The sequence below is a fragment of the Maribacter antarcticus DSM 21422 genome (assembly GCF_000621125.1).
Lineage (GTDB): Bacteria > Bacteroidota > Bacteroidia > Flavobacteriales > Flavobacteriaceae > Maribacter > Maribacter antarcticus.
Map to the genome: position 1 here is coordinate 849,446 of NZ_KK211214.1, position 21,731 is coordinate 871,176.

20 protein-coding genes and 1 pseudogene are annotated in these 21,731 nt (G+C 37.4%); 9 read left to right on the forward strand and 12 right to left on the reverse strand.

Annotated elements, in window-relative coordinates; genetic code table 11:
- Window positions 1–720: 720 nt before the first annotated feature.
- From secA to Q360_RS0120305, 8 genes are all read right to left on the reverse strand, one after another.
- Window positions 721–4,083 carry a preprotein translocase subunit SecA gene (gene secA / locus Q360_RS0120265; RefSeq protein ID WP_027078714.1) on the reverse strand — a complete coding sequence of 1,121 codons (3,363 nt, stop codon included), beginning with the start codon at window positions 4,081–4,083 and terminating at the stop codon, window positions 721–723.
- 308 nt (window positions 4,084–4,391) lie between these two features.
- Complete coding sequence (locus Q360_RS0120270) at window positions 4,392–4,616, reverse strand: DUF2795 domain-containing protein (protein WP_027064442.1); 225 nt, start codon at window positions 4,614–4,616, stop codon at window positions 4,392–4,394.
- 134 nt (window positions 4,617–4,750) lie between these two features.
- Window positions 4,751–5,326, reverse strand: a complete 576-nt coding sequence (locus Q360_RS0120275; RefSeq protein ID WP_027078715.1) for a cob(I)yrinic acid a,c-diamide adenosyltransferase — start codon at window positions 5,324–5,326, stop codon at window positions 4,751–4,753.
- 176 nt (window positions 5,327–5,502) lie between these two features.
- Window positions 5,503–5,643 carry a hypothetical protein gene (locus tag Q360_RS26230; protein ID WP_169734681.1) on the reverse strand — a complete coding sequence of 47 codons (141 nt, stop codon included), beginning with the start codon at window positions 5,641–5,643 and terminating at the stop codon, window positions 5,503–5,505.
- 30 nt (window positions 5,644–5,673) lie between these two features.
- Window positions 5,674–6,168: a hypothetical protein gene (locus Q360_RS0120285; RefSeq protein ID WP_027078716.1), complete on the reverse strand. Its 495-nt coding sequence runs from the start codon at window positions 6,166–6,168 to the stop codon at window positions 5,674–5,676.
- 296 nt (window positions 6,169–6,464) lie between these two features.
- Window positions 6,465–6,659, reverse strand: coding sequence for a hypothetical protein (locus Q360_RS0120290; protein WP_245603321.1), 195 nt, complete (start codon window positions 6,657–6,659; stop codon window positions 6,465–6,467).
- Window positions 6,660–7,065: 406 nt separating this feature from the next.
- Window positions 7,066–8,937 carry an ABC-F family ATP-binding cassette domain-containing protein gene (locus Q360_RS0120300; protein WP_027078718.1) on the reverse strand — a complete coding sequence of 624 codons (1,872 nt, stop codon included), beginning with the start codon at window positions 8,935–8,937 and terminating at the stop codon, window positions 7,066–7,068.
- 98 nt (window positions 8,938–9,035) lie between these two features.
- The gene (locus Q360_RS0120305) at window positions 9,036–10,232 is read right to left on the reverse strand and encodes a lipoprotein N-acyltransferase Lnb domain-containing protein (protein WP_027078719.1); all 1,197 of its coding nucleotides are present in this window, start codon (window positions 10,230–10,232) and stop codon (window positions 9,036–9,038) included.
- A 207-nt stretch (window positions 10,233–10,439) separates the two neighbouring features.
- On the opposite strand from Q360_RS0120305, the gene Q360_RS0120310 reads away from it, so the two are divergent.
- From Q360_RS0120310 to Q360_RS0120350, 8 genes and pseudogenes are all read left to right on the forward strand, one after another.
- The gene (locus Q360_RS0120310; protein ID WP_027078720.1) at window positions 10,440–11,192 is read left to right on the forward strand and encodes a CDP-alcohol phosphatidyltransferase family protein; all 753 of its coding nucleotides are present in this window, start codon (window positions 10,440–10,442) and stop codon (window positions 11,190–11,192) included.
- Window positions 11,193–11,282: 90 nt separating this feature from the next.
- Entirely contained in the window at window positions 11,283–11,798 is a 516-nt protein-coding gene (locus Q360_RS0120315) for a GNAT family N-acetyltransferase (RefSeq protein WP_027078721.1), read from the forward strand.
- Window positions 11,799–11,859: 61 nt separating this feature from the next.
- Complete coding sequence (locus Q360_RS24050; protein ID WP_084273508.1) at window positions 11,860–12,279, forward strand: GyrI-like domain-containing protein; 420 nt, start codon at window positions 11,860–11,862, stop codon at window positions 12,277–12,279.
- Window positions 12,276–13,532 carry an MFS transporter gene (locus Q360_RS0120325; RefSeq protein WP_027078722.1) on the forward strand — a complete coding sequence of 419 codons (1,257 nt, stop codon included), beginning with the start codon at window positions 12,276–12,278 and terminating at the stop codon, window positions 13,530–13,532. Before Q360_RS24050 ends, Q360_RS0120325 begins: the two co-directional genes overlap by 4 nt.
- Window positions 13,533–14,236: 704 nt before the next feature.
- Entirely contained in the window at window positions 14,237–14,389 is a 153-nt protein-coding gene (locus tag Q360_RS0120335; protein ID WP_156950197.1) for a hypothetical protein, read from the forward strand.
- 24 nt (window positions 14,390–14,413) lie between these two features.
- Window positions 14,414–14,743: pseudogene (locus Q360_RS0120340) on the forward strand (DUF4198 domain-containing protein); the annotation flags it as partial.
- A gap of 101 nt (window positions 14,744–14,844) precedes the next feature.
- Window positions 14,845–15,474, forward strand: coding sequence for a low molecular weight phosphatase family protein (locus Q360_RS0120345; RefSeq protein ID WP_027078725.1), 630 nt, complete (start codon window positions 14,845–14,847; stop codon window positions 15,472–15,474).
- Window positions 15,475–16,251, forward strand: coding sequence for an MIP/aquaporin family protein (locus tag Q360_RS0120350; RefSeq protein ID WP_027078726.1), 777 nt, complete (start codon window positions 15,475–15,477; stop codon window positions 16,249–16,251). It begins immediately after the preceding gene.
- Here the strand turns inward: Q360_RS0120350 and lptB are convergent.
- From lptB to Q360_RS0120370, 4 genes are read right to left on the reverse strand one after another with little or no spacing between them, the layout of a single operon-like run.
- The gene (gene lptB, locus Q360_RS0120355) at window positions 16,248–16,988 is read right to left on the reverse strand and encodes an LPS export ABC transporter ATP-binding protein (RefSeq protein ID WP_027078727.1); all 741 of its coding nucleotides are present in this window, start codon (window positions 16,986–16,988) and stop codon (window positions 16,248–16,250) included. The genes Q360_RS0120350 and lptB overlap by 4 nt on opposite strands.
- A gap of 51 nt (window positions 16,989–17,039) precedes the next feature.
- On the reverse strand, window positions 17,040–17,390 hold the full coding sequence (locus tag Q360_RS0120360; RefSeq protein WP_027078728.1) for a carboxymuconolactone decarboxylase family protein: 351 nt from the start codon (window positions 17,388–17,390) through the stop codon (window positions 17,040–17,042).
- Window positions 17,374–18,267 (reverse strand): twin-arginine translocase subunit TatC, encoded by an 894-nt coding sequence (tatC, locus tag Q360_RS24055; RefSeq protein WP_051554826.1) that lies wholly within the window; start codon window positions 18,265–18,267, stop codon window positions 17,374–17,376. The genes Q360_RS0120360 and tatC overlap by 17 nt, the downstream gene beginning before the upstream one ends.
- Window positions 18,267–19,244: a KpsF/GutQ family sugar-phosphate isomerase gene (locus tag Q360_RS0120370; protein WP_394331963.1), complete on the reverse strand. Its 978-nt coding sequence runs from the start codon at window positions 19,242–19,244 to the stop codon at window positions 18,267–18,269. The genes tatC and Q360_RS0120370 overlap by 1 nt, the downstream gene beginning before the upstream one ends.
- Window positions 19,245–19,406: 162 nt before the next feature.
- Here Q360_RS0120370 and Q360_RS0120375 point away from each other — a divergent pair, with 162 nt between their 5' ends.
- Window positions 19,407–21,617: a RecQ family ATP-dependent DNA helicase gene (locus Q360_RS0120375; RefSeq protein ID WP_027078730.1), complete on the forward strand. Its 2,211-nt coding sequence runs from the start codon at window positions 19,407–19,409 to the stop codon at window positions 21,615–21,617.
- Window positions 21,618–21,731: the final 114 nt, after the last annotated feature.

The following is a 21,731-nucleotide window of genomic DNA, read 5'->3' on the forward strand; positions in this document are numbered from 1 at the left end:
AGTAATTCAAGGATAAGAGGTTGGGTTCTATTGAATGGAAGTTGGATTATTATCCATGTTAAAAACCAGTGACAAAAGAAATATAAATCATTAAAGGTCTATATTTCTTTTGTTAGTGAAATTAAATTAAAATTTAATTTCACCATTAAACAAGTTATTTGAGGTAATTACGATACTACTTCGACTTCTTTAATCTCTTTTCTTCTTTCTTTTCTTTAGCTGTTTTTGCAGGTTCTTTTTTGACATTTTTTTTTGCGTCTTGACTTTTTGCCATAATAATAGTATTTAATGATTAGTATTTTTTTAGTAATTAAGTGACTAGGTATGCGTGCACATCAAACAACAAAAGTCATGATATTCAACTCACTTGGGAGTTTAATATTCGATGTCTTTTTTGTCGTTTGCAAAGACAAAAGGCTTTAGTTAAATAATTAAAGTCTGTTTTCTTACCGAAAGATAGCGTAATTAATGACAGTTTAAAACCTTTAATTTTTTAATCTTTTGTCATATTAATTCTCTTTGTCACCAAATAGATTCTCTGGGTTTTAAAATTATAATGGCTTCTCTCCTCGGATGAGGAAAGAAGCCATTATATCTTATTTTTAAAAACTTAAGGAACAAATAAAAATATAGCCACTTTTCAAATACTATAGCTACTTTGGTATTGACCGCAGCGTAACCCAAAATAGGTACTATCTTTTAGTGCCTATTGCTAAGCGTTTAATCTTGAGTAATTACCCATTCACCTTTATGGAGTAAGGGTTCGGCCTGCTTGAATTTAACGGTCTTGCTTTCGCCGGACATAACATTCTTTATGGTTACGCGTTCGTTTCTGCCAATTTTTGGTTGCTCTCTGGTAATGGTTTCAGTCACTTGTGGACGTTGCCCTTGGTTCTGACCTACAGCTCTGCTGCGGGCTGCAAGTTCATCACTATTAGGAATTTCGGCTTTAGAGGTCTGTAAATTTTCCTTACTTTGTTGTACTTTACGAGCTTCTTGTATCTCGTTTGAATTTTCAGAAGGTAGTTCTCCTTTGAACAAGAAAGAAATAATTTCCTTGTTCACTTTCTCAATCATCTCTTTGAAAAGTTCAAACGCTTCGAATTTATAGATTAATAAAGGGTCTTTTTGCTCGTGTACCGCTAATTGAACCGATTGTTTTAGTTCATCCATTTTTCTCAAATGTGTTTTCCAAGAGTCGTCTATAATAGCAAGTGAGATGTTTTTCTCAAAATCTGTAACCAATTGCTTTCCTTCGCTATCATAGGCTTCTTGTAAATTAGTCACCACACTAAGACTTTTAATGCCATCCGTAAACGGCACTACAATACGCTCAAAGTTGTTGGACTTGTCCTCATATACTTGTTTTATAACAGGCAAAGCGGAAGCGGCGTTACGCTCCATCTTCTGCTTATAATACTCATAACCTGTTTTGTAGACTTTCCCGGTAATTTCTTGTGCACTTAATTTTCCAAATTCTTCCTCTGTAATAGGGGAGGTCATGGAGAAATATTTTATTAATTCAAACTCAAAATTTTTATAATCACTGGCGCCTTTGTTGCCCTCTACAATCACTTCACAGGTATCGTAAACCATATTGGCAATATCTACCTTTAAACGTTCTCCTTGCAATGCATGACGTCTTCTTTTATAAACTACCTCACGTTGTGCGTTCATCACATCATCATACTCCAATAAACGTTTACGCACACCAAAGTTATTTTCCTCTACTTTTTTCTGTGCGCGTTCAATGGATTTGGTCATCATACTGTGCTGAATGACTTCACCATCTTCAAGTCCCATCTTATCCATCATCTTGGCCACCCTGTCCGAACCGAACAACCGCATTAGGTTATCCTCTAAGGAAACGTAGAATTGAGAGCTTCCTGGATCTCCTTGACGCCCAGAACGTCCTCTTAACTGTCTATCTACCCTACGGGAATCATGTCGTTCTGTACCTACAATAGCAAGTCCGCCAGATTCTTTTACCTCGTTGGAGAGTTTGATATCTGTTCCACGTCCTGCCATGTTCGTAGCAATGGTCACTACTCCTGCGTAACCTGCCTCTGCAACTACATCTGCTTCCTTCTTATGAAGTTTTGCGTTCAATACGTTGTGCGGTACTTTACGGACACTTAAAAGTTTAGAAAGCAATTCAGATATTTCTACAGAGGTAGTACCAATAAGAACGGGTCTTCCAGCCTGGCTCAATTTGGTAACCTCGTCTATAATCGCGTTGTATTTTTCCCGTTTTGTTTTGTAAATCAAATCATTACGATCATCCCTGGCAATCGGTCTATTGGTTGGAATTTCCATTACATCCAATTTATAGATTTCCCATAACTCTCCAGCTTCTGTTACTGCTGTACCAGTCATACCGGCCAACTTGCTATACATTCTAAAGAAATTCTGTAAAGTAACCGTGGCGAAGGTTTGGGTTAATGCTTCGATTTTTACATTTTCCTTAGCTTCAATGGCCTGGTGCAATCCGTCCGAATATCTACGACCATCCATAATACGACCAGTCTGCTCGTCTACAATCATCACCTTGTTTTCCATTACCACATATTCCGTATCTTTTTCAAATAGAGTATATGCTTTTAACAATTGACTCATGGTATGAATGCGCTCACTTTTTATGGTAAAGTCTTTAAAAAGCTCCTCTTTAATTTCTGCTTCTTTTTCAATTTCTAAACCTTGATTTTCAATCTTAGCGATTTCACCTCCTATATCTGGCATTACAAAAAAGTCCCTGTCTTTCTCCCCAGAGATATAGTCTACTCCCTTATCTGTAAGTTCTATCTGATTGTTCTTTTCGTCTATCACAAACAATAGGTCTTCATCGACTTTAGGCATCTCCCTGTTATTATCTTGCATGTAAAAGTTCTCTGTTTTCTGCAAGAGCTGTTTTACCCCTTCTTCACTCAGGAATTTTATCAGTGCTTTATTTTTTGGCAGTCCTCTGAAAACGCGAAGTAATAAAAATCCTCCTTCTTTGGTGTCGCCCTCTGCAATCAGTTTTTTTGCTTCGGCCAAAATACCTGTTAAATGCTGACGCTGTTTTTGAACGATTTCGTTGACTTTTGGTTTTAATTCATTAAACTCGTGTCGGTCTCCTTCCGGTACAGGCCCAGATATGATAAGCGGCGTACGTGCATCATCTACCAAAACAGAATCTACCTCATCTACAATCGCATAATTATGTGGTCGCTGTACTAAATCTGTTGGCGTATGTGCCATGTTATCCCTTAGGTAATCAAAACCGAACTCGTTGTTAGTGCCATACGTGACATCTGCGTTATAGGCTGCTCTTCTGCCGTCGGAGTTAGGTCTATGGTGGTCTATACAGTCTACGGAAAGGCCGTGAAATTCAAAAATTGGGGCCATCCATGCACTATCCCTTTTTGCTAGGTAGTCGTTAACGGTAACCAAATGGGTTCCGTTGCCTGTTAGTGCATTCAAATATAACGGTAGGGTCGCTACCAATGTTTTGCCTTCCCCAGTTTGCATTTCAGCAATTTTACCTTGGTGCAGGGCAATACCTCCAACAAGCTGTACATCATAATGCACCATGTCCCAGGTCACTTGCTTACCGGCCGCATCCCAAGAATTTTTCCAAATCGCTTTATCGCCGTCCAAGGAAAGATAGTCTTTACTGCCAGATAACTTTCTGTCGTTTTCAGATGCGGTAACGGTGAGGGTTTCGTTATCAACAAAACGTTTTGCCGTTTCCTTTACTACAGCAAAAGCTTCAGGTAATATTTCGTTTAAGGTAGCTTCTGAAATAGTGTAGACCTCTTCTTTTAGAATATCTATTTGTGTGTAGCTATCCTCGTTTTTATCGATGTCGGTAGACTCGTGAACTTCTTTTTCTAGCTCGGCTATTTGGGCAGTGATGTCTTTGTAGGAGTCTTGTATTTTTTGCTTAAAATCGATGGTTTTCTGACGGATTTCATCCAAACTCAGTTTTTCCATATCGGCTTCAAAAGACTTTATTTGTTCTACAAGAGGTTGAAGCTCTTTTACATCTTTTTTTGATTTGTCGCCAACAAAAGCCTTTAAGACGGAATTTATGAAACTCATATGTTTTTATGTATTTGTACCGAATACGTAGAGGTTTTAATCTCTAAGAGGTTTTTTATATTAATTAAAATCGATTTTTACAACTTATATATCAATTAGGAACAAAAGCCATTCCAGTCTCTACAATAGTCTAAAATACCTTTTATTACTGTCAAAATTACATAAAAAAAAAGCCTCCAAGGAGACTTTTTAGTAGTAATTATAATATGTAAGCCTACAAAAGGTAGTTCGTCATAAAATGATACAGCCTATTTTATATACCTTGTTTATAACCAAATAGTATGCTTATGTTTTAGCTAAATGTAGCGCTAATATTCGTCCTCGTTCCAGAGGTAGTCTTCTTCCGTGGGATAGTCTGGCCAAATCTCTTCAATTGATTCGTAGATTTCACCACCTTCTTCCTCCATGGATTGTAAGTTTTCTACAACCTCTAAAGGCGCACCGGTTCTGATTGAGTAGTCAATCAACTCATCTTTACTTGCCGGCCAAGGTGCATCACTTAAATAAGATGCTAGTTCTAATGTCCAATACATGGTAACAATGTTTTTTTATATTTTTGCAAAAATAATTTTTAAATAATGGCAGCCAAGATAATTCGCAATTATTTCGTTTTAGTTATCAACATTTAACGCTTTTGTAAATTGATAACGAAGAAATTTGAGTTTTATTAGTCCGTTTTTTCTGAAATCCATTTTACCTCTTCTGCCTTCAAATCTTTTGACAATTTTCGTGCCAATACAAACAGATAGTCCGAGAGACGGTTTAAATAAGAGAGAACCTGTTCATCAAAAGGTTCGTTTTCTTGTAAAAGTGTCGCCATGCGTTCTGCCCTTCTACAAACGGTACGTGCGATATGACAGTATGACACGGTAGTGTGGCCACCGGGAAGTATGAAATGTGTCATTTGTGGCAAATCTTTTTCCATAGTGTCTATGGCTACTTCTAGTTTTTGGATATGGGATTCCTTAATTCTTGGAATATTGAGCCGCTCTTTACCATTTTTTAATACTGCTTTTTCTGGGTCCGTTGCCAAAATTGCGCCAAGGGTGAACAAGTCTTCTTGTATTGTGGTAAGTTCTTGTTTGGTTGAAGTGTCTATTTTTTGGTCACGAACAAGCCCCAACCAGGAATTAAGCTCGTCTACGGTTCCGTAGCTATCTATACGGATATGATGTTTAGGAACACGCGTGCCGCCAAAGAGTGCTGTTTCTCCTTTGTCTCCGGTTTTGGTATAAATTTTCATATGTTTCTTTTGGATTTTTAGGAAGCCTGAAGCGTAGTATTTCAGGTTTCTTTTGTTACTGTTTTTGAAAGCAGGCAATTGATAGTGGTTAGCGGACAGTCGAATGATATTTCTCAGTACCCCTATTTTCATGTTGACTTTTGAACTTTTCTGTTCTTACTACCAATTGCAAGGGCCTACTTCTGTTCCTTTTTTCGTTTATAATCCTCCATGAATTTTCTTGATTTTCTATCTCTTGATTTTCCTCTATTCATAAAACGGAAACCTACATAAATCGCAAAAACGACTCCAAGAGTAATGTATACGGTATTGTTCATGGTCTAGGATTAGTGATTAAAATTAAGGGATTATATCCGTATCTTAAAATGTTCCTTTGCTTGTTCTTTTCTGAAAAATACGATACCACAGTGGTACAGATCCAAAGTAACACGAACATGCGCTTGCTCTTTTAATGCGTTCCACATGGTACGGCTTTTCTTTGTGGCGTGTACGCCCTCTATGATGAGCATACTTTCATTATGAATATATTGTTTTCCAATAGTTTTAAATGGTTTGCCTAATACATTCGCATAAATAATATCAAAAGGAAAAGAGCCGTAGTCCAACTCTTCAAATATGGTATTCAACTTTATTTTGAGTTCATTGGAATCGGTTACCAAGCCAATATTTTTGTGTGAAAAATAGGATATGCTTTTTACTAAAACATTTTCTGTAACCGAAAGGTCTTTGTTTCCTTTACGGTATAAACCCTTAGTAACGAACCCGTATATGAACGGAGAGTGCACGCCATGCTGATTGGTTGCCGAAAGGAGAAACTTTATATAATAAATAAACCGGTACACTGCTGCAATTCAAAATTTATCAAAGGTAGTCATACGCACTCTATTTTTTAGTGGAGATTTGGTTATAAAGATAGGAGTGTTCAAGAAGTGTAATGTTTATCTTTTTTTGTCTAATGCTGAAGAAGTGTCTTTTTAATGTACTGGGTGATGTTCTTGATAGCGCTCTAAACACCTGGTGAGTCAACTTCTTCATCAGCCCTTACTACTATTATAATGATAAATGCCCACTAATAATGAACTCTGGCAGGAGGTTTAATTAATGGGCACTTAAATCATGAGCGTTAGTCGATATTATATTAAGCCATTTTAGCTTTGTTTCTTTTTGTAGTAAAAGTCAATACTTTAGTTACTCTAGCATTTTTAAACTTGTAAAGTCTTGCAACTTCCGCAGTGTTCTCTTCCTTCAATTCAGTAGTAGTTTCGATAACGGTAGTTATTTTAATAGTTTCTACATTAACAGCTGTTATGTTGTTCTGAGCTTTTGCGCTCATTCCGATGAAGAAGATAAAGAAGATGGTAGCTATTGTTTTTATGACTTGCGTTTGTTACACTATTATAACGCCAGCAAGTCTGTTCTAGAGGGTAGTCGTTCGCCGAATAACCCACATTACTCCGTATCTGACAGCAGTTTGGTTGAAGTGCAAAATTTGTTCGGTAAACGGCATGAGCGCCAAAAACACCTTATCGAAAAAAGGTGTCGTTTGTTTGTGGTTATTTTTTGGATTTGGTAAGGAAAATAATTTTGAACCTGTTTAGTTGAGGTCTTTGCGCTTTATGTACAATAAGACTTTAGTAAAATAAGATGAAATAAATTTAGTCTTAGGTCTTTAGTAGTTCTGTCCTACTTTCGATTTTTAGCGTAGCAAAGCAAATGTAATTGCTAAAGCAACAACGTGGTTATCCCTCCATCATGGCCGAAAGCTCAAACCAACGTTCAGTTTTTTGATTAATGGTTTCCGATAGTTCGCCAAGTTCTATAGATAAGGCAGCGATTTCCTCTCCTGATAAAGAGGAATCAGCGAATTTAGCCTGGAGTTCCACCTTCTTGGACTCTGATTTTTTAATGTCTCGCTCCAATTGTTTGTACTCCTTTTGGTCGTTATAGGAAAGTTTGTTTGTAGTTTCGGTTTTTTTCCAGGTGGCTTTAGAAGTATCGGCTTTTTCTTTAAGCTCTCTTTTCTCCTGTACCTGGCTATCTTCATAGGCGCGATAATCAGAATAGTTGCCTGGGAAATCTTCTACAACACCATCACCCCGAAAAACAAATAAGTGATCTACAATTTTATCCATGAAATACCTATCGTGAGAAACGACAAGGAGACATCCTTGAAAATCCAACAAGAAACTCTCCAAGACATTTAGGGTTACAATGTCCAAGTCATTGGTAGGTTCATCTAGGATTAAAAAGTTAGGATTCTGAATTAAAACGGTACAAAGGTAAAGGCGTTTACGTTCACCACCGCTCAGTTTATCTACGAAGTCGTATTGTTTTTTACGGTCAAATAGAAACCGCTCCAATAGCTGTTGGGCAGAAATCTGCTTGCCTTTCATCAAGGGAATATAATCCCCAAACTCCCGGATAACATCGATTACTTTTTGCCCCGCTTTTATTTTAATTCCTATTTGAGTGTAGTAGCCAAATTTTATGGTTTCCCCAATAATGACCTTTCCACTATCTGGTTGGTCCCTTCCGGAAAGGATATTAAGAAAGGTGGATTTCCCTGTTCCATTCTTACCAATGATGCCTATGCGTTCCGCTCTATTGAAGTTATAATCGAACTTGTTAAGAATAAGTTTGTTGGGATAGGATTTTGAAACCTTGACAAATTCTACCACCTTACTGCCCATCCGCTCCATGTTAAGCTCTAGCTGCACCTCATGCTCCTTTCTGCGGTTGCTAGCTTTTTCCTTAATCGTATTAAAATCGTCAATCCTTGATTTGGATTTAGTAGTACGTGCCTTAGGTTGGCGTCGCATCCACGTTAACTCCTTTTTAAATAGTAATTCGGTTTTGTGCTGTTCTACCGTTTCTTGCTCCAAACGGGCTTCTTTCTTTTCCAGATAGTAAGAATAGTTTCCTTTATAATGGTGTAGTACTCCATTGTCTAGCTCAATAATATCGTTGCATACGCGTTCCAAGAAAAATCGATCGTGCGTTACCATAAAAAGGGTCATATTTTCCCTGGCAAAGTATTCCTCTAGCCACTCAATCATCTCTAAATCCAAATGGTTGGTAGGTTCATCCAGCACCAATAAGTCTGGTTTGTTGATAAGGGCATCTGCTAGGGCCAATCGCTTTTTTTGTCCACCGGAAAGCATGCCTACTTTAGCATCTAAATTTTCTAGTTTCAACTTGAAAAGTATCTGCTTATATTGGGTCTCAAAATCCCAAGCTTGAAAACGATCCATAGCTTCAAAGGCAGTTTGGTAAGCGTCTGCATCTTCGGGATTTTGTAAGGCCTTTTCATAACTACTAATCACTTGAAGTACCTCATTGTCCGAGGCAAAAATTGTTTCCTCAACAGTAAGTTCAGGGTCCATTACCGGTTCCTGAGACAAAAAAGAAACGCGTGTGCTTTTTCGGTAATTCACTTGCCCAGTATCTGGACTATCGGCACCCGATAGAATATTAAGTATGGATGTTTTTCCACTTCCGTTTTTGGCAATTAGCGCTATCTTTTGATCTTTATTAATACCAAAGGAAAGGTTCTCAAAAAGAACCAATTCGCCATAGGATTTAGAAATATTTTCAACGGTAAGTAGATTCATAAATTTACAAGTATCAAGGTCAAGGTTGCCTGCCAGAGGTAGGTTTACGTGTTTTTAAATTCAAACATTAGACTTAAGCGCGAATATCAGGCTCAAATTCAATACTTTTTATTTTTAAATAGCTGTGCAGGTTTTTTAAAGTGATATATCAGAAACAGATATCTGATTCCCAATGCCAATAAAATGAAGCTAATTAAAACGGAAAACACCTGCACTTTTAAAAGCCACAAAACTACGCTAATTACCAATAGAACTAAAGCAATTCTAATATATGTTCTAAGCCATTTTAAAGGTTGCTTTTTAACCAGGTAAAAAGCAATGATTAGATTGGGTGCGAAGGCCCAAAAGATATTGTAGTTTGCTTTTGTAGCATCATGGTCTGTCAGAAACCATAGAAAGAGAATAATGAATCCCGCGATTCCAGTTAGGGAAAATAAAAGGGTGTCTATCCATTTTGTTCTGGTGTTTCCCTTCCAATCAGAATACGTACAGTAACTCACCACTAGTAATAGTAGTCCCAGCCAGAATGTGGGTGATAGTAAGAAAAACGTGGTATCTCGTGCAGTAGGGATATCAAGAATAAGCACTTCTTTTTTTACAATAGGTGTGCCATTTACGGTTGCATATTTTAGTTGTTCGTACACATAAATAGGTAGAAACAGATGTTCATAAGGGGTAGCCTTTCTATCGATTACGGAGCCAAGTGCTAGGTCTATCCCAAAATTGGACCAGGAATTTACGTTCAGGTTTTGATGAATGAGCTGTCTGAACGTAAACTGCTCTTCTAGATGATTGTAATCAAACCGTAAGGCATCCCCAAGATTTTTTTCAAAAATCTCCGGGATTTTAGTAGCGCAGTTTTCGAACAGAAAGTCATAGGTATATAATCTGTTTTCTGGTAATAAGTTGGTTTCTAGAAAACCTACTATCTTTTTACGTTGTTCCAAATCTAGGTTCAACTCTTGTTCCTTGATCCAGCGTTGTTCAACAACATAGTTTCTTTCAAACAGGCTAAAAGGGTGGCGTGTAATAGTGTAGTCTAGTTTTCCTCTTGTGAAGTTTAGATAAAAATTAGGATCCTCAAAGTTGTAGGTTCCGTACCCGTATACTACGTCTATACCAACTGAAGGGTCTTGGAGGCGTATAGCGCTATGCCCAAATTTTGCCGCTAAATCTTGCCCAGTGCCTACCGTAAGCAAACTAAGTTTTGAAAGTCGGGATAACTGTGCTTCTTGGGAATACCCATGTAAACTAAGAATTATGAGGAAAATAGAAAGACTAATTTTTTTAAACATCTGTAATTCCGATTAATCTAGCAACAAAGATGCGAATAATAAGAGATTTATCCGATATTCGATTTTTATTATTCATGCAAGTATCTTTTTGTTATCAAGGAGCTAATAAACTAGTGTTTTACACCCTTCTTGGAATTTAGAATGCTTAACTAAATCATTTGTGTTATTTTTAGGCGAGTGCAACGAATACAGCTAATAAACCAACCTATGCGAAAACACATTCCAAATTTCATTACACTTTTAAATCTTTTTTGTGGCTGTGTGGCAACAGTCTTCGCGGTATTAAATCAGTTAGAACTTACAGCATTGTTTGTCGCCCTTGGTATTTTCTTTGACTTTTTTGATGGGTTGGCAGCACGTGTTTTGAATGTTAAAAGTGAACTTGGGTTGCAGTTAGATTCGTTAGCCGACATGGTAACCAGCGGCTTAGTACCAGGTATTGTTATGTTTCAGCTATTAGGCTCGTCCCAAATGGGCGGATGGAATAATGATGTATTGAACAGGATGGCGTATTTGGGCGACTTTCAACTCGGTTCGGTATTGCCTTTTTCGGGCTTTATTATTACCCTGGCATCTGCCTATCGCTTGGCGAAATTTAATTTGGACGAAAACCAAGTATCCTCTTTTATCGGTCTACCCACTCCTGCCAATGCGCTGTTGATTCTTTCCTTGCCCTTAATTTTGTTTTATCATCCTAGCAATATACTCAGTGATATAATCCTCAACCAATGGTTTTTGATAGGGTTAACGCTTTTGAGCGCATTTTTATTGAATTGTAATTTACCGCTATTTGCTCTTAAATTTAAAAATTGGAGTTTTAATGATAATGTACTTCGCTATATCTTTTTGATTATAAGCCTAGTCCTCCTTATTACGATGCAGTTTTTGGCAGTACCTATTATCATTCTTTTTTATGTGTTGAGCTCTTTGGTTAGTCATTTTGGGTTAGTAAAAAAGTGAGCTAATAAATCAAACAAAATTATTTATAACTATTTTTTTTAAGGTCCATAGTTCAAACGAGTAATAAATTTTATGAGGTAAAATAAATCCATGAATATTACCAATTCCACCCCAGAAGACATCACTGAAATCTTTCGCCTTTACAAAATAGCTTCTACCTATCAGAAAGCCATAAAAACAGTGATTGTTTGGCCTAATTTTGAACGTATATTGGTTGAAACAGAAATATCGGAGCAGCGTCAATTTAAACTAATAATCAATACTGAAATCGCTTGCGTTTGGGCAGTTACTTTTTCTGATGAGCACATCTGGGAAAAACGAAATATAGATACCGCAGTTTACATACATCGTATAGCGACCAACCCCAACTATAGAGGTCAAAATTTTGTAGGTATGATTGTTACTTGGGCAAAGGAATACGCCAAGGTAAACAATAAACGGTATGTACGTTTAGACACCCTTGGGGAGAATACCAAACTTATTAAGCACTACGATAATGCAGGATTTGACTTTTTAGGGCTATTCGATTTAAAAAATACGGACACACTTCCAGCCCATTACAAGGAAGCCCCTGTATGTTTGTTTCAAATTGATTTAAAAGGGTGAGACAATGCAGCCAAGAATACTATAAGGAAAGGAAAAAAGGAGGATTGGTAGGTCTATAACGATGAGTCTAGCAAATAATCTAACCGGTAAACTTTGGAATAATTTTATGCCAAGAAGCGTAGAGATTAGAAATAGGGTAGGAGAACATTTTATTTCCCTTCAAGTATATCCACTTGAGAATTATATTGCTTTTAAGCCAAAACTTGAATTTATGAAATACGCACTTTTGGAAGTATCGCGGTATAGTGCGATTCTCGTGGGTATAGTAGAATTTACGTTTAAAGCGGGACTATGCGACATTTTTGATTACAAAGGTGCTGGTGGCGACCCCAGTATTTTTCAATATATTTATGCCAATTGGTTACCTAAACCTGAGTATCGTCTCGATAATCGTCTTCATTTTGAAGTTTTAGGAGCCAACTACAAGAACAACGATTCCAATTCCGAAGAAGAAATTTGGATTCCTATAAAACAACTATGAATCAAACACAAAAAGCACCTTGGTATTATCTATTACTATTGATACTAGCCGGGGAAAGTGTTTTCATAATTCCATTTGTGCTTCCCCGTGTATTCAGGCCTACTGTACTGGATGTATTTACCTTGGATAATACACAGCTTGGATTATGCTTTTCTGTGTATGGTTTTGTTGCCTTGATTTCTTATCTTTTTGGTGGGCTCTTAGCAGATAAGTATCCTCCGAGAAAACTGATTGCAGTTGCACTCTGGACGACCGCACTTGGAGGATTGGTATACGCTACCTTTCCGAGCTATCTTGTTCTTAAAGCATTGTATGGCTACTGGGGCTTTACCACAATTTTTTTATTCTGGGCAGCCATGATAAAAGCGACTCGCGTTTGGGGAGGGGCAAACTCACAAGGTAGGGCCTTTGGGTTTTTGGATGGTGGCCGTGGTTTGGTAGGTGCTTTGTTCGGAACCATGGGTATCCTTATTTTTTCCATTTTTATCACGTCTGAAATTACCGAGGCTACGATGACAGAAAGCAGAGCTGCATTTAGATATGTAATTTTGGTATCCTCAGGTATTGTGGTGGTGGTTGGCTTTTTAGTTTGGTTTTTTATGAGGATGGATAAAGCGTCGGAGAAGGCCATTATTTTAGATAAAATTACTGTTTCTCAAATCAAGGAAGTGCTGAAACTGCCTGCGGTTAGTTTGTTAATGGTCATCATTCTCTGTGCCTATGTAGGATATAAAATCACCGATATATTTTCGCTCTACGCTCAAGACGTAATGTTGTATGACCAAGTACAGTCAGCTCAAGTAGGAACTTTTTTATTATTCATACGCCCAATAATAGGTGTGGTTATAGGTGTTTTGGCAGACCGCTCACAAACTACCTATTGGTTGTTGGTTAGTTTTATTCTTTCTTTCTTTGGTGCTTTATTATTTGCAACAGGAATGATTTCCGACTCGTCCACGGCCTTGTTTTTTATATCCACCTTAGTGGTAGCAACCGGAGTTTATGCGGCACGTTCCTTATATTTCGCAGTTATGGAGCGTGGCAAGATTCCATTAGTATTAACAGGTACGGCTGTGGGACTTATTTCCATAGTTGGATATACGCCGGATATTTTTGCAGGACCCGCCATGGGTTATTTACTGGATGCTAATCCCGGTGCTATAGGTCATCAGTATGTTTTTGGAATGCTGGCCATATTTTCTTTGGTAGGCGGTATAGCGGCTTGGTATTATTATAAATTATACAGGAAGTAGTTCACTACCTTATGAAGAAGCACTTACCCTTAGTGCTTTCTGTTATCATCGTAATTATTGTGGGTTGAGTCTATGGTGGTCATCCATCTTATCTGATACCTTTGATTTTGGTTTTTAAAGGAGAAGCCTTGGAGTTGAAAAATATGCTTCGAGCTGTTATGGGAATTTATATAGGAATTGGAATATTTTGGATACGGAGCAGGTACAAAGCTAAACTTTAGTATGCGGCTACGTGGAGTAACGTGCTGTTTATGGAAGGTGTCTCTTTTGAAAGAATTATAAGTATACAGTTTGATGGGGTTTCCATGCAATTTACTCCTGCACTTATCTCGGAGATATTATTTTTTTGCTGGGGACTTTATAATTTGAAAAGGTATTCCATTTTAGAAAAATAGTAAAACCCTTTTTAATTTTCTATGTAGGAGGGTGTAATCTAAAAACGACTATAATGCGTAAAATAAGCTGTCTTTTTCTCTTTTTGTTCGCCATCGTTTTGTTCTCCTCCCATGAGTGATTTATTAAAACAGACGCTCATTTTTTAAAATCTAATTCAGTCACATAGCTTTATATTTGCTAAACGGAACTTTTAATACTGGTGAGAATGCAATCACTGCCACCGTATTATAAATCCGAAAGTTATCGGCCCTAATTAGCTGATGGAACCAAGCGAAGGTCAATTTATAATAAAAGATAAAACTACATATTTGTATTTTGCCACAGGTAATGCTGGAACCTATGTGGTAGGGATACCCATATTGCTAAGGATTTTAGAAATGGATGCGAAGGCTTTTATAGCCTATTTAGTGCATAAAGGTCTAAAACATGCTATTGCCAAGCGAAAGGCATTAAAAAATTAGAATACGGGAGCTAAGGAGCGCTATTCTAAACATGTGAAAGCTTTGCTTCAAGTAGGAGGAGAAAGCTTCATCGATTTTATGAAGTCTTTAGGGTATCCTATTGAATTTGTGCCTATGAACAATCCGTTTCAGATTAGCCTAGGAGATGCAGTTGGCTTTAAATTGCTTCGAAATGGAAAGCTTCTGGCCAATCATATTGTGCACTATAGTACAGCCGTTCCAGGCCAAGATGCATATGAAAATGAAAATTCTACTAGAACAAACGAAAACATACTTGTATCCATAAAGCCTTCATTAAAAGGAAAATGGTACGTAGCCACAATTGATATGGAGAAAAAAAAGATGAAGATATGAATCATGAATCTAATTGGGCAACATTGACCTTTGAGATTAAATAAACGTTAGCATTTATTCTCAAAGGGAATTTAGGCTCCGATAAATTGTATTATTGCGCTATGCAAATACAAAATTCCGGATTGTTCCAACGTATTCAAAAAGTGATAGGCAAGTTGGATATTTTAGAAATTCCTAAAGAACGAATACTAGTACTTCAGAGCCTGATTGATTTTATTCAAGATAAAAAAGATGCTCATGTAAATATCAACCTCAATTTTATCTGCACCCATAACTCACGCCGTAGTCATTTAACTCAAATATGGGCTCAGACTATGGCCGCATATTTTAAGATAGAAAATGTATTTTGCTATTCCGGAGGAACAGAGGCAACTGCCTTATTTCCAAAAGTAATTGACGTATTAAGTACAATAGGTTTTGAAATTACCAATCTTACAGAAGGAAATAATCCTGTATATAGTATCAAATTATCGGATGATTTGCATCCTATAATAAGTTTTTCAAAAACATACGACAACCCTTTTAATCCAAAAGCAAACTTTGCCGCGATTATGACCTGTGGTCATGCAGATGAAAACTGTCCGTTTATTCCTGGAGCAGAGAAAAGAATTCCACTTACTTTTGAGGACCCTAAGGCATTTGATAATACCCCTTTACAGACCGAAAAATATCTGGAGCGGAGTGTGCAGATTGCTACTGAATTAAGTTACGTATTTTCTAAAATTCAATAATTGAAAGAGTACAAGGAATTGCTTGGGGAGTCTATAGGGACGTTTATACTTGTTTTTTTTGGCTGTGGTTCTGTGGCTGTTGCTGTTTTGTTTAATGCTTTCTCTAGTCTTTTGGAAGTTGCACTTATATGGGGTTTAGGTGTCGCTATTGCTATTTATACAACGAGAAATATATGTCCTGCACATTTGAACCCTGCGGTAAGTTTAGCCATGTGTATTTCAAAGAAACTAGGGTGGAAGAAACTGCCGTTTTATATACTAGCACAGTTTTTAGGAGCCTTTTTAGCGGGATTACTGCTATTTGTCATATTTGAAAATGCAATACAAACGTTTGAGGAAGTTCATGAAATTACACGAGGATCGGATGCGTCCATAAAATCGGCCATGATGTTTGGAGAGTATTTTCCCAACCCTAGTTTTGAGAATTTCATGGAAGTATCTGCAGCGCTAGCTTGTATCATGGAGGGTCTGGGGACGTTTCTCCTCGTGTTCGTGATATTACGCGTTACGGAGAAACCGGAGCAAATAAATAATACCACACCACTGGTTATTGGTTTAACTGTTACTGTGATTATATGTATTGTAGCACCATTTACACAAGCGGGTCTTAATCCTGCCCGTGATTTTGGACCTAGAATGGTAGCTTTTTTTACTGGATGGGGAAGTGCTGCTTTTCCTAAAGTAACCTATAGCTTTCTAACCGTTTATATTTTATCACCATTGCTAGGAGGAATAGTTGCCGCATATAGCCATAAATTGATAAAAGGAGGTAATTAAAAGTCCAACTTCTTCTTTCGAAGTTCAAAGTTTTGTCCCAAATAAACTTTACGCACCATTTCATCGGCCGCAAGATCCTCCGGAATACCAGACTTTAAGATTCCGCCTTCAAACATTAGATAAGAACGTTCCGTAATGGCAAGTGTTTCCTGTACATTATGATCAGTAATCAAGATGCCAATATTCTTGTCTTTTAGTTGCGCAACAATACGTTGTATGTCTTCCACCGCAACAGGATCAACTCCTGCAAAGGGTTCATCCAACAGAATAAATTTTGGATCGGTTGCCAAGGCACGCGCGATTTCTGTCCTTCTTCGTTCCCCTCCTGATAATAAATCACCACGACTCTTTCTGATGTGACCAAGACCGAATTCCTCTATCAGGGATTCCATCTTCATATGCTGTTCTTTCTTACTTAGTTTGGTTAATTGCAGTACACTAAGGATATTTTTTTCAATACTCAATTTTCTGAAGACTGATGCTTCCTGAGCCAAATAGCCAATGCCGTTTTGGGCTCGTTTGTACATAGGAAATTTAGTAATCTCCATGTCGTCTAAATAGATAGCACCTCTATTAGGTTTAATAAGACCAACAATCATGTAAAATGATGTCGTTTTTCCAGCTCCGTTTGGTCCTAGAAGGCCAACAATTTCACCTTGGTTTACTTCCAACGATATACCTTTGACCACTCTTCGGCCTCGGTAAGATTTCATTATGTTCTCGGCTCTAAGCTTCATCTTTTCAAATCTAAACCTTATTCATAGGTACGAAAAGGTTTTATCGTTTATTTAACCTTCCTTATTTTCCAGTTCTTCCCAATACTCATAAGCACGTCTTAGATGGGGAATGACGATTGTACCGCCTACTAGCGTTGCAATACCTAAGGTTTCCATAAGCTCTTCCTTGGTAACACCTTCTTTATGGGAACTTTCTAGGTGATATTTTACACAATCATCACATCGCAGAACAGTAGATGCGACCAAACCTAAAAGCTCTTTGGTTTTTACATCTAATGCACCCTTAGAGAAAGCATTCGTGTCTAAGTTAAATATGCGCTTTATGACCTTGTTGTTATCTGCTAAAAGCTTATCGTTCATCTTCGCCCGATAGGCATTAAATTCATCAATTTGGTTTGACATCTTTTTTTACTTTTTCTGCTTTTGCTTTTGCAGTTTTGGCGTTGTCCGCTGCTTTCCGCGCACTTTTTGCTTCGTTCTTTAACACCCGTTTAGAAATGTAAATACTTACCTGATATAAAATTAAAACGGGAATGGCTACAATAATCTGGCTTGTAACATCAGGAGGTGTTATTACGGCTGATAGGATTAAAACGATTACCAGTGCAATTTTACGGTATTTTTTCATTATTTCCGGAGTAACCAAACCAACTTTGGTAAGGAAATAGATGACAATAGGTAGTTCAAATAAAATACCACAAGCGATTACAGATGTCCTAATAGTTGAAATATATGAAGCTAAATCAAATTCGTTGGTTACTTCTGAGCTCACCTGATAGGTGCCTAAAAAATTGATAGACAAAGGCGCTACAACGTAGTATCCAAAGAGTACGCCTAAGAAAAATAAGAAGGAAGCTACAAGAATAAAACCTCTTGAATTCTTTCGTTCTTTCTCATAAAGTCCGGGACTAATAAATTTCCAGACTTCGTATAGTACATAAGGAAAGCCTACGATGAAACCAGCCCAAATAGAAGTCCAAATATGGGCAGAAAACTGACCTGACATTAACCTACTTTGTATCGTGAAGGGTAATTTATCTGCACAAAAAGCCGAATCAAAACCTAAAAAAGTAGCGATTTCACAAAAGAGACGATAGGTCGGAAAATCCATTTTCTTTGGACCAAAAATAATGGTATCGAAAATAAAGTCTTTCATTAAAAATGCTACAGAACCAATAATTACTATAGCTAAGGTAGACCGTATTAAATGCCACCTCAATTCTTCCAAATGATCCAAAAAGGACATCTCGTTCGGTGGTGTAGTAGTTTTGTCGCCCATTATAAAATACCTTCGTTTATGAGATTATGTAAATGAATTACACCTTTGTATGCACTATCTTCAATAGCTAATAATTGAGAGATTCCTTTTTGTTGCATGACTTCCAAGGCTTTTATGGCCAGCGTATCGGTATTGACAGTTTTTGGGTCGGCACTCATAATATCGGCTGCCGTTAACCCCTTAATATTATCGTGTATGTTCAGCATTCTTCTGATATCCCCATCCGTAATAATACCAATAATTTTTTCCTTGTCTAATACTGCGGTAACACCGAGCATCTTTTCAGATATTTCCACGATGACTTGTTTCACCTCAGTATCTAGTTGTACCTGGGGCACTTGGTTGTTTTTTATAATATCTGCAACCCTCAAATAGAGTTTTTTACCTAAAGCTCCTCCAGGGTGGTATTTTGCAAAATCTGCACTACTAAAACCTTTCAGTTCCAATAATACGATTGCCATAGCGTCTCCCATGACCAATTGTGCGGTTGTGCTTGTGGTAGGAGCCAACCCGTTAGGACAGGCTTCTTCTTTGACAAAGGTATTCAAGAGAAAATCTGCCTGTTTGGCTAAGAAAGAATCTGGATTTCCTGTCATGGCGATTAATTTGTTGTTCCCTCGTTTTAGAAGAGGAATCAACATTTTAATTTCCGGGGTACTACCGCTTTTAGAGATACAGATAACAACATCATTATCCTGTACGGTGCCCAAATCACCATGTATTGCATCTGCAGCGTGCATAAAAATAGCAGGTGTTCCAGTAGAGTTTAAGGTCGCAACAATTTTTGATGCGATGATGGCACTCTTACCAATACCCGAAATTACAACACGACCTTTGGAGGTAATAATACAATTGATTGCATTAGCAAAATCCTCGTTAACTAAAGTCAAAAGGTGCGTGATTGCATCTCGCTCTATTTCAATAGTCTTTTTTGCTAAACCAATAATAGTACTCGCAGATGTCAAGGTATTATTCAATTTTATGGATTGTATTCCTAAAAGATTGTCTTATCTTTAATATTACAAAATTACATAAACTTAATGTTATAGGATATGTATCCCTTAATAATTTGGTCTGCTATTTTATTTTAACTACCATGTAATTTACTTATATAATTTTTTTGCGAAAAATTGAAAAACGTGATAGACGAGAAAGCTTTGGACGAGGTTAATTTACATGCCTCTTTAAAAAAATATTTTGGTTTTTCCCAATTCAAGGGACTTCAAGAGGAAGTTATTAAACAAATTTTACAAAATAAAAATTGTTTTGTAATCATGCCCACAGGAGGTGGTAAATCACTTTGTTATCAACTGCCTGCATTGATGAAGCCTGGAACGGCTATCGTGGTTTCTCCTTTGATAGCACTAATGAAAAATCAGGTCGATGCCATAAGAGGTGTTTCTTCCGAGCATGGCATTGCCCATGTATTAAATTCTTCTTTAAACAAGACAGAAATAAAACAGGTAAAGCAAGATATAACCGATGGGATAACTAAGCTTTTGTATGTTGCGCCAGAATCTTTAACCAAAGAGGAAAATGTGGAATTTCTGCGGTCCGTAGAGGTGTCTTTTGTAGCGGTAGATGAAGCGCATTGTATCTCTGAATGGGGACACGACTTTAGACCGGAATATAGAAATCTTAGGTCCATTGTGGCACGTTTGGGAGATGATATCTCTATTATAGGGCTCACAGCTACCGCGACACCTAAAGTACAGGAGGACATTGTTAAAAACTTAGGCATTAACGATGCCATACTTTTTAAAGCTTCGTTTAATAGGCCCAATCTATATTATGAGGTACGCACAAAGACTGAGAATGTAGAAGCAGATATTATCCGGTTTGTAAAGCAGAATACCGGAAAGTCAGGAATCATCTATTGTTTGAGCCGGAAAAAAGTACAGGAACTAGCCCAAATTCTTCAAGTTAATGGCATAAGTGCAGTACCCTACCATGCCGGTTTTGATGCTAAAACGAGATCCAAGTATCAGGATATGTTCTTAATGGAAGATGTTGATGTCGTTGTGGCTACAATTGCATTTGGCATGGGCATTGATAAACCGGATGTGCGTTTTGTAATACACCATGATATACCTAAAAGTATAGAAAGCTACTACCAAGAGACCGGAAGGGCTGGAAGGGATGGTGGAGAAGGTCATTGCTTAGCTTTTTATTCTTATAAGGACATAGAAAAACTTGAAAAATTCATGTCTGGTAAGCCTGTAGCTGAGCAGGAAATAGGAAATGCGCTATTGCAAGAAGTTGTAGCCTACGCTGAAACTTCTATGTCTCGCCGCAGATTTATGTTACACTACTTCGGTGAAGAATTCGATGAAGTTGATGGCGCTGGCGCTAATATGGACGATAATACGCGCAACCCAAAACAAAAGGAAGAAGCACAGGAGGATGTTTTAAAGTTGCTAAAGGTGGTTCAAGGTACTAGTGAAAAATTCAAATCTAAAGAAATTGTATGTACGCTTCGTGGTACGAGTAATGCCATAATATCATCACATAAAACCAACGAAAAAAAGTTTTTCGGTATAGGAGCGGACAAGGATAAAAGCCATTGGATGGCTTTGGTACGGCAAGTTTTGGTTGCTGGACTTCTAAAGAAAGAAATAGAACAATATGGTGTAATTCACTTTACTGACAAAGGGATGGAATTCTTAAAAAGCCCAAAGTCCTTCATGATGACCAAAGATCATGTATACAATGCAGAAAACGATAATGCAATTGTAGGCGCGGCTAAAACTGGTGGTGTTTCTGATGTTAGGCTTTTGAAGCAATTAAAGGATTTGAGAAAGGCACAGGCAAAGAAGTTGGGAGTGCCTCCTTTTGTGGTTTTTCAAGATCCGTCCTTAGAGGATATGGCTTTGAAATATCCGATTACGATAGATGAATTGCTTAATGTGCATGGAGTAGGAGAAGGGAAAGCAAAGAAATATGGCAAACCTTTTCTACAATTTATATCCGATTATGTTTTTGAAAACGAAATCATTAGACCCGATGATTTAGTAGTCAAAAGTACTGGGGCAAATTCTGGCCTTAAATTATATATCATTCAAAATGTAGATCGTAAACTTCCACTAAGTGATATTGCTTCGGCAAAAGGTATTGAAATTAATGCGCTCTTAAAGGAAATGGAGCAAATTGTATTTAGTGGAACCAAGCTTAATTTGGCCTATTGGATTGATGAAGTTTTGGATGAAGACCAACAAGAAGAAATTCATGAATACTTTTTAGAAGCGGAGACGGATGATTTGGAAGTCGCAATGAACGAATTTGATGGTGACTATGAAGATGAAGAACTACGCTTATACCGACTAAAATTTATTAGTGAGGTGGCCAATTAGGACTACTTAAATCATGAATACCCAATCGTTTTTCAATGTCTTAAAAAAAGGAATCCTATTTTCATGATAGTTGCATTAAGGATATAAATTTTACCTCCAAGGGCGATTCAAATT

What these genes read in the sequence shown, in the direction of transcription:
- secA (WP_027078714.1), bottom strand. Translation starts at nt 4,083, where the DNA reads ATGAGTTTCATAAATTCCGTCTTAAAGGCTTTTGTTGGCGACAAATCA.
- Q360_RS0120270 (WP_027064442.1), bottom strand. Translation starts at nt 4,616, where the DNA reads ATGTATTGGACATTAGAACTAGCATCTTATTTAAGTGATGCACCTTGG.
- Q360_RS0120275 (WP_027078715.1), bottom strand. Translation starts at nt 5,326, where the DNA reads ATGAAAATTTATACCAAAACCGGAGACAAAGGAGAAACAGCACTCTTT.
- Q360_RS26230 (WP_169734681.1), bottom strand. Translation starts at nt 5,643, where the DNA reads ATGAACAATACCGTATACATTACTCTTGGAGTCGTTTTTGCGATTTAT.
- Q360_RS0120290 (WP_245603321.1), bottom strand. Translation starts at nt 6,659, where the DNA reads ATGAGCGCAAAAGCTCAGAACAACATAACAGCTGTTAATGTAGAAACT.
- Q360_RS0120300 (WP_027078718.1), bottom strand. Translation starts at nt 8,937, where the DNA reads ATGAATCTACTTACCGTTGAAAATATTTCTAAATCCTATGGCGAATTG.
- Q360_RS0120305 (WP_027078719.1), bottom strand. Translation starts at nt 10,232, where the DNA reads ATGTTTAAAAAAATTAGTCTTTCTATTTTCCTCATAATTCTTAGTTTA.
- Q360_RS0120310 (WP_027078720.1), top strand. Translation starts at nt 10,440, where the DNA reads ATGCGAAAACACATTCCAAATTTCATTACACTTTTAAATCTTTTTTGT.
- Q360_RS0120315 (WP_027078721.1), top strand. Translation starts at nt 11,283, where the DNA reads ATGAATATTACCAATTCCACCCCAGAAGACATCACTGAAATCTTTCGC.
- Q360_RS24050 (WP_084273508.1), top strand. Translation starts at nt 11,860, where the DNA reads ATGAGTCTAGCAAATAATCTAACCGGTAAACTTTGGAATAATTTTATG.
- Q360_RS0120325 (WP_027078722.1), top strand. Translation starts at nt 12,276, where the DNA reads ATGAATCAAACACAAAAAGCACCTTGGTATTATCTATTACTATTGATA.
- Q360_RS0120345 (WP_027078725.1), top strand. Translation starts at nt 14,845, where the DNA reads ATGCAAATACAAAATTCCGGATTGTTCCAACGTATTCAAAAAGTGATA.
- lptB (WP_027078727.1), bottom strand. Translation starts at nt 16,988, where the DNA reads ATGAAGCTTAGAGCCGAGAACATAATGAAATCTTACCGAGGCCGAAGA.
- Q360_RS0120360 (WP_027078728.1), bottom strand. Translation starts at nt 17,390, where the DNA reads ATGTCAAACCAAATTGATGAATTTAATGCCTATCGGGCGAAGATGAAC.
- tatC (WP_051554826.1), bottom strand. Translation starts at nt 18,267, where the DNA reads ATGGGCGACAAAACTACTACACCACCGAACGAGATGTCCTTTTTGGAT.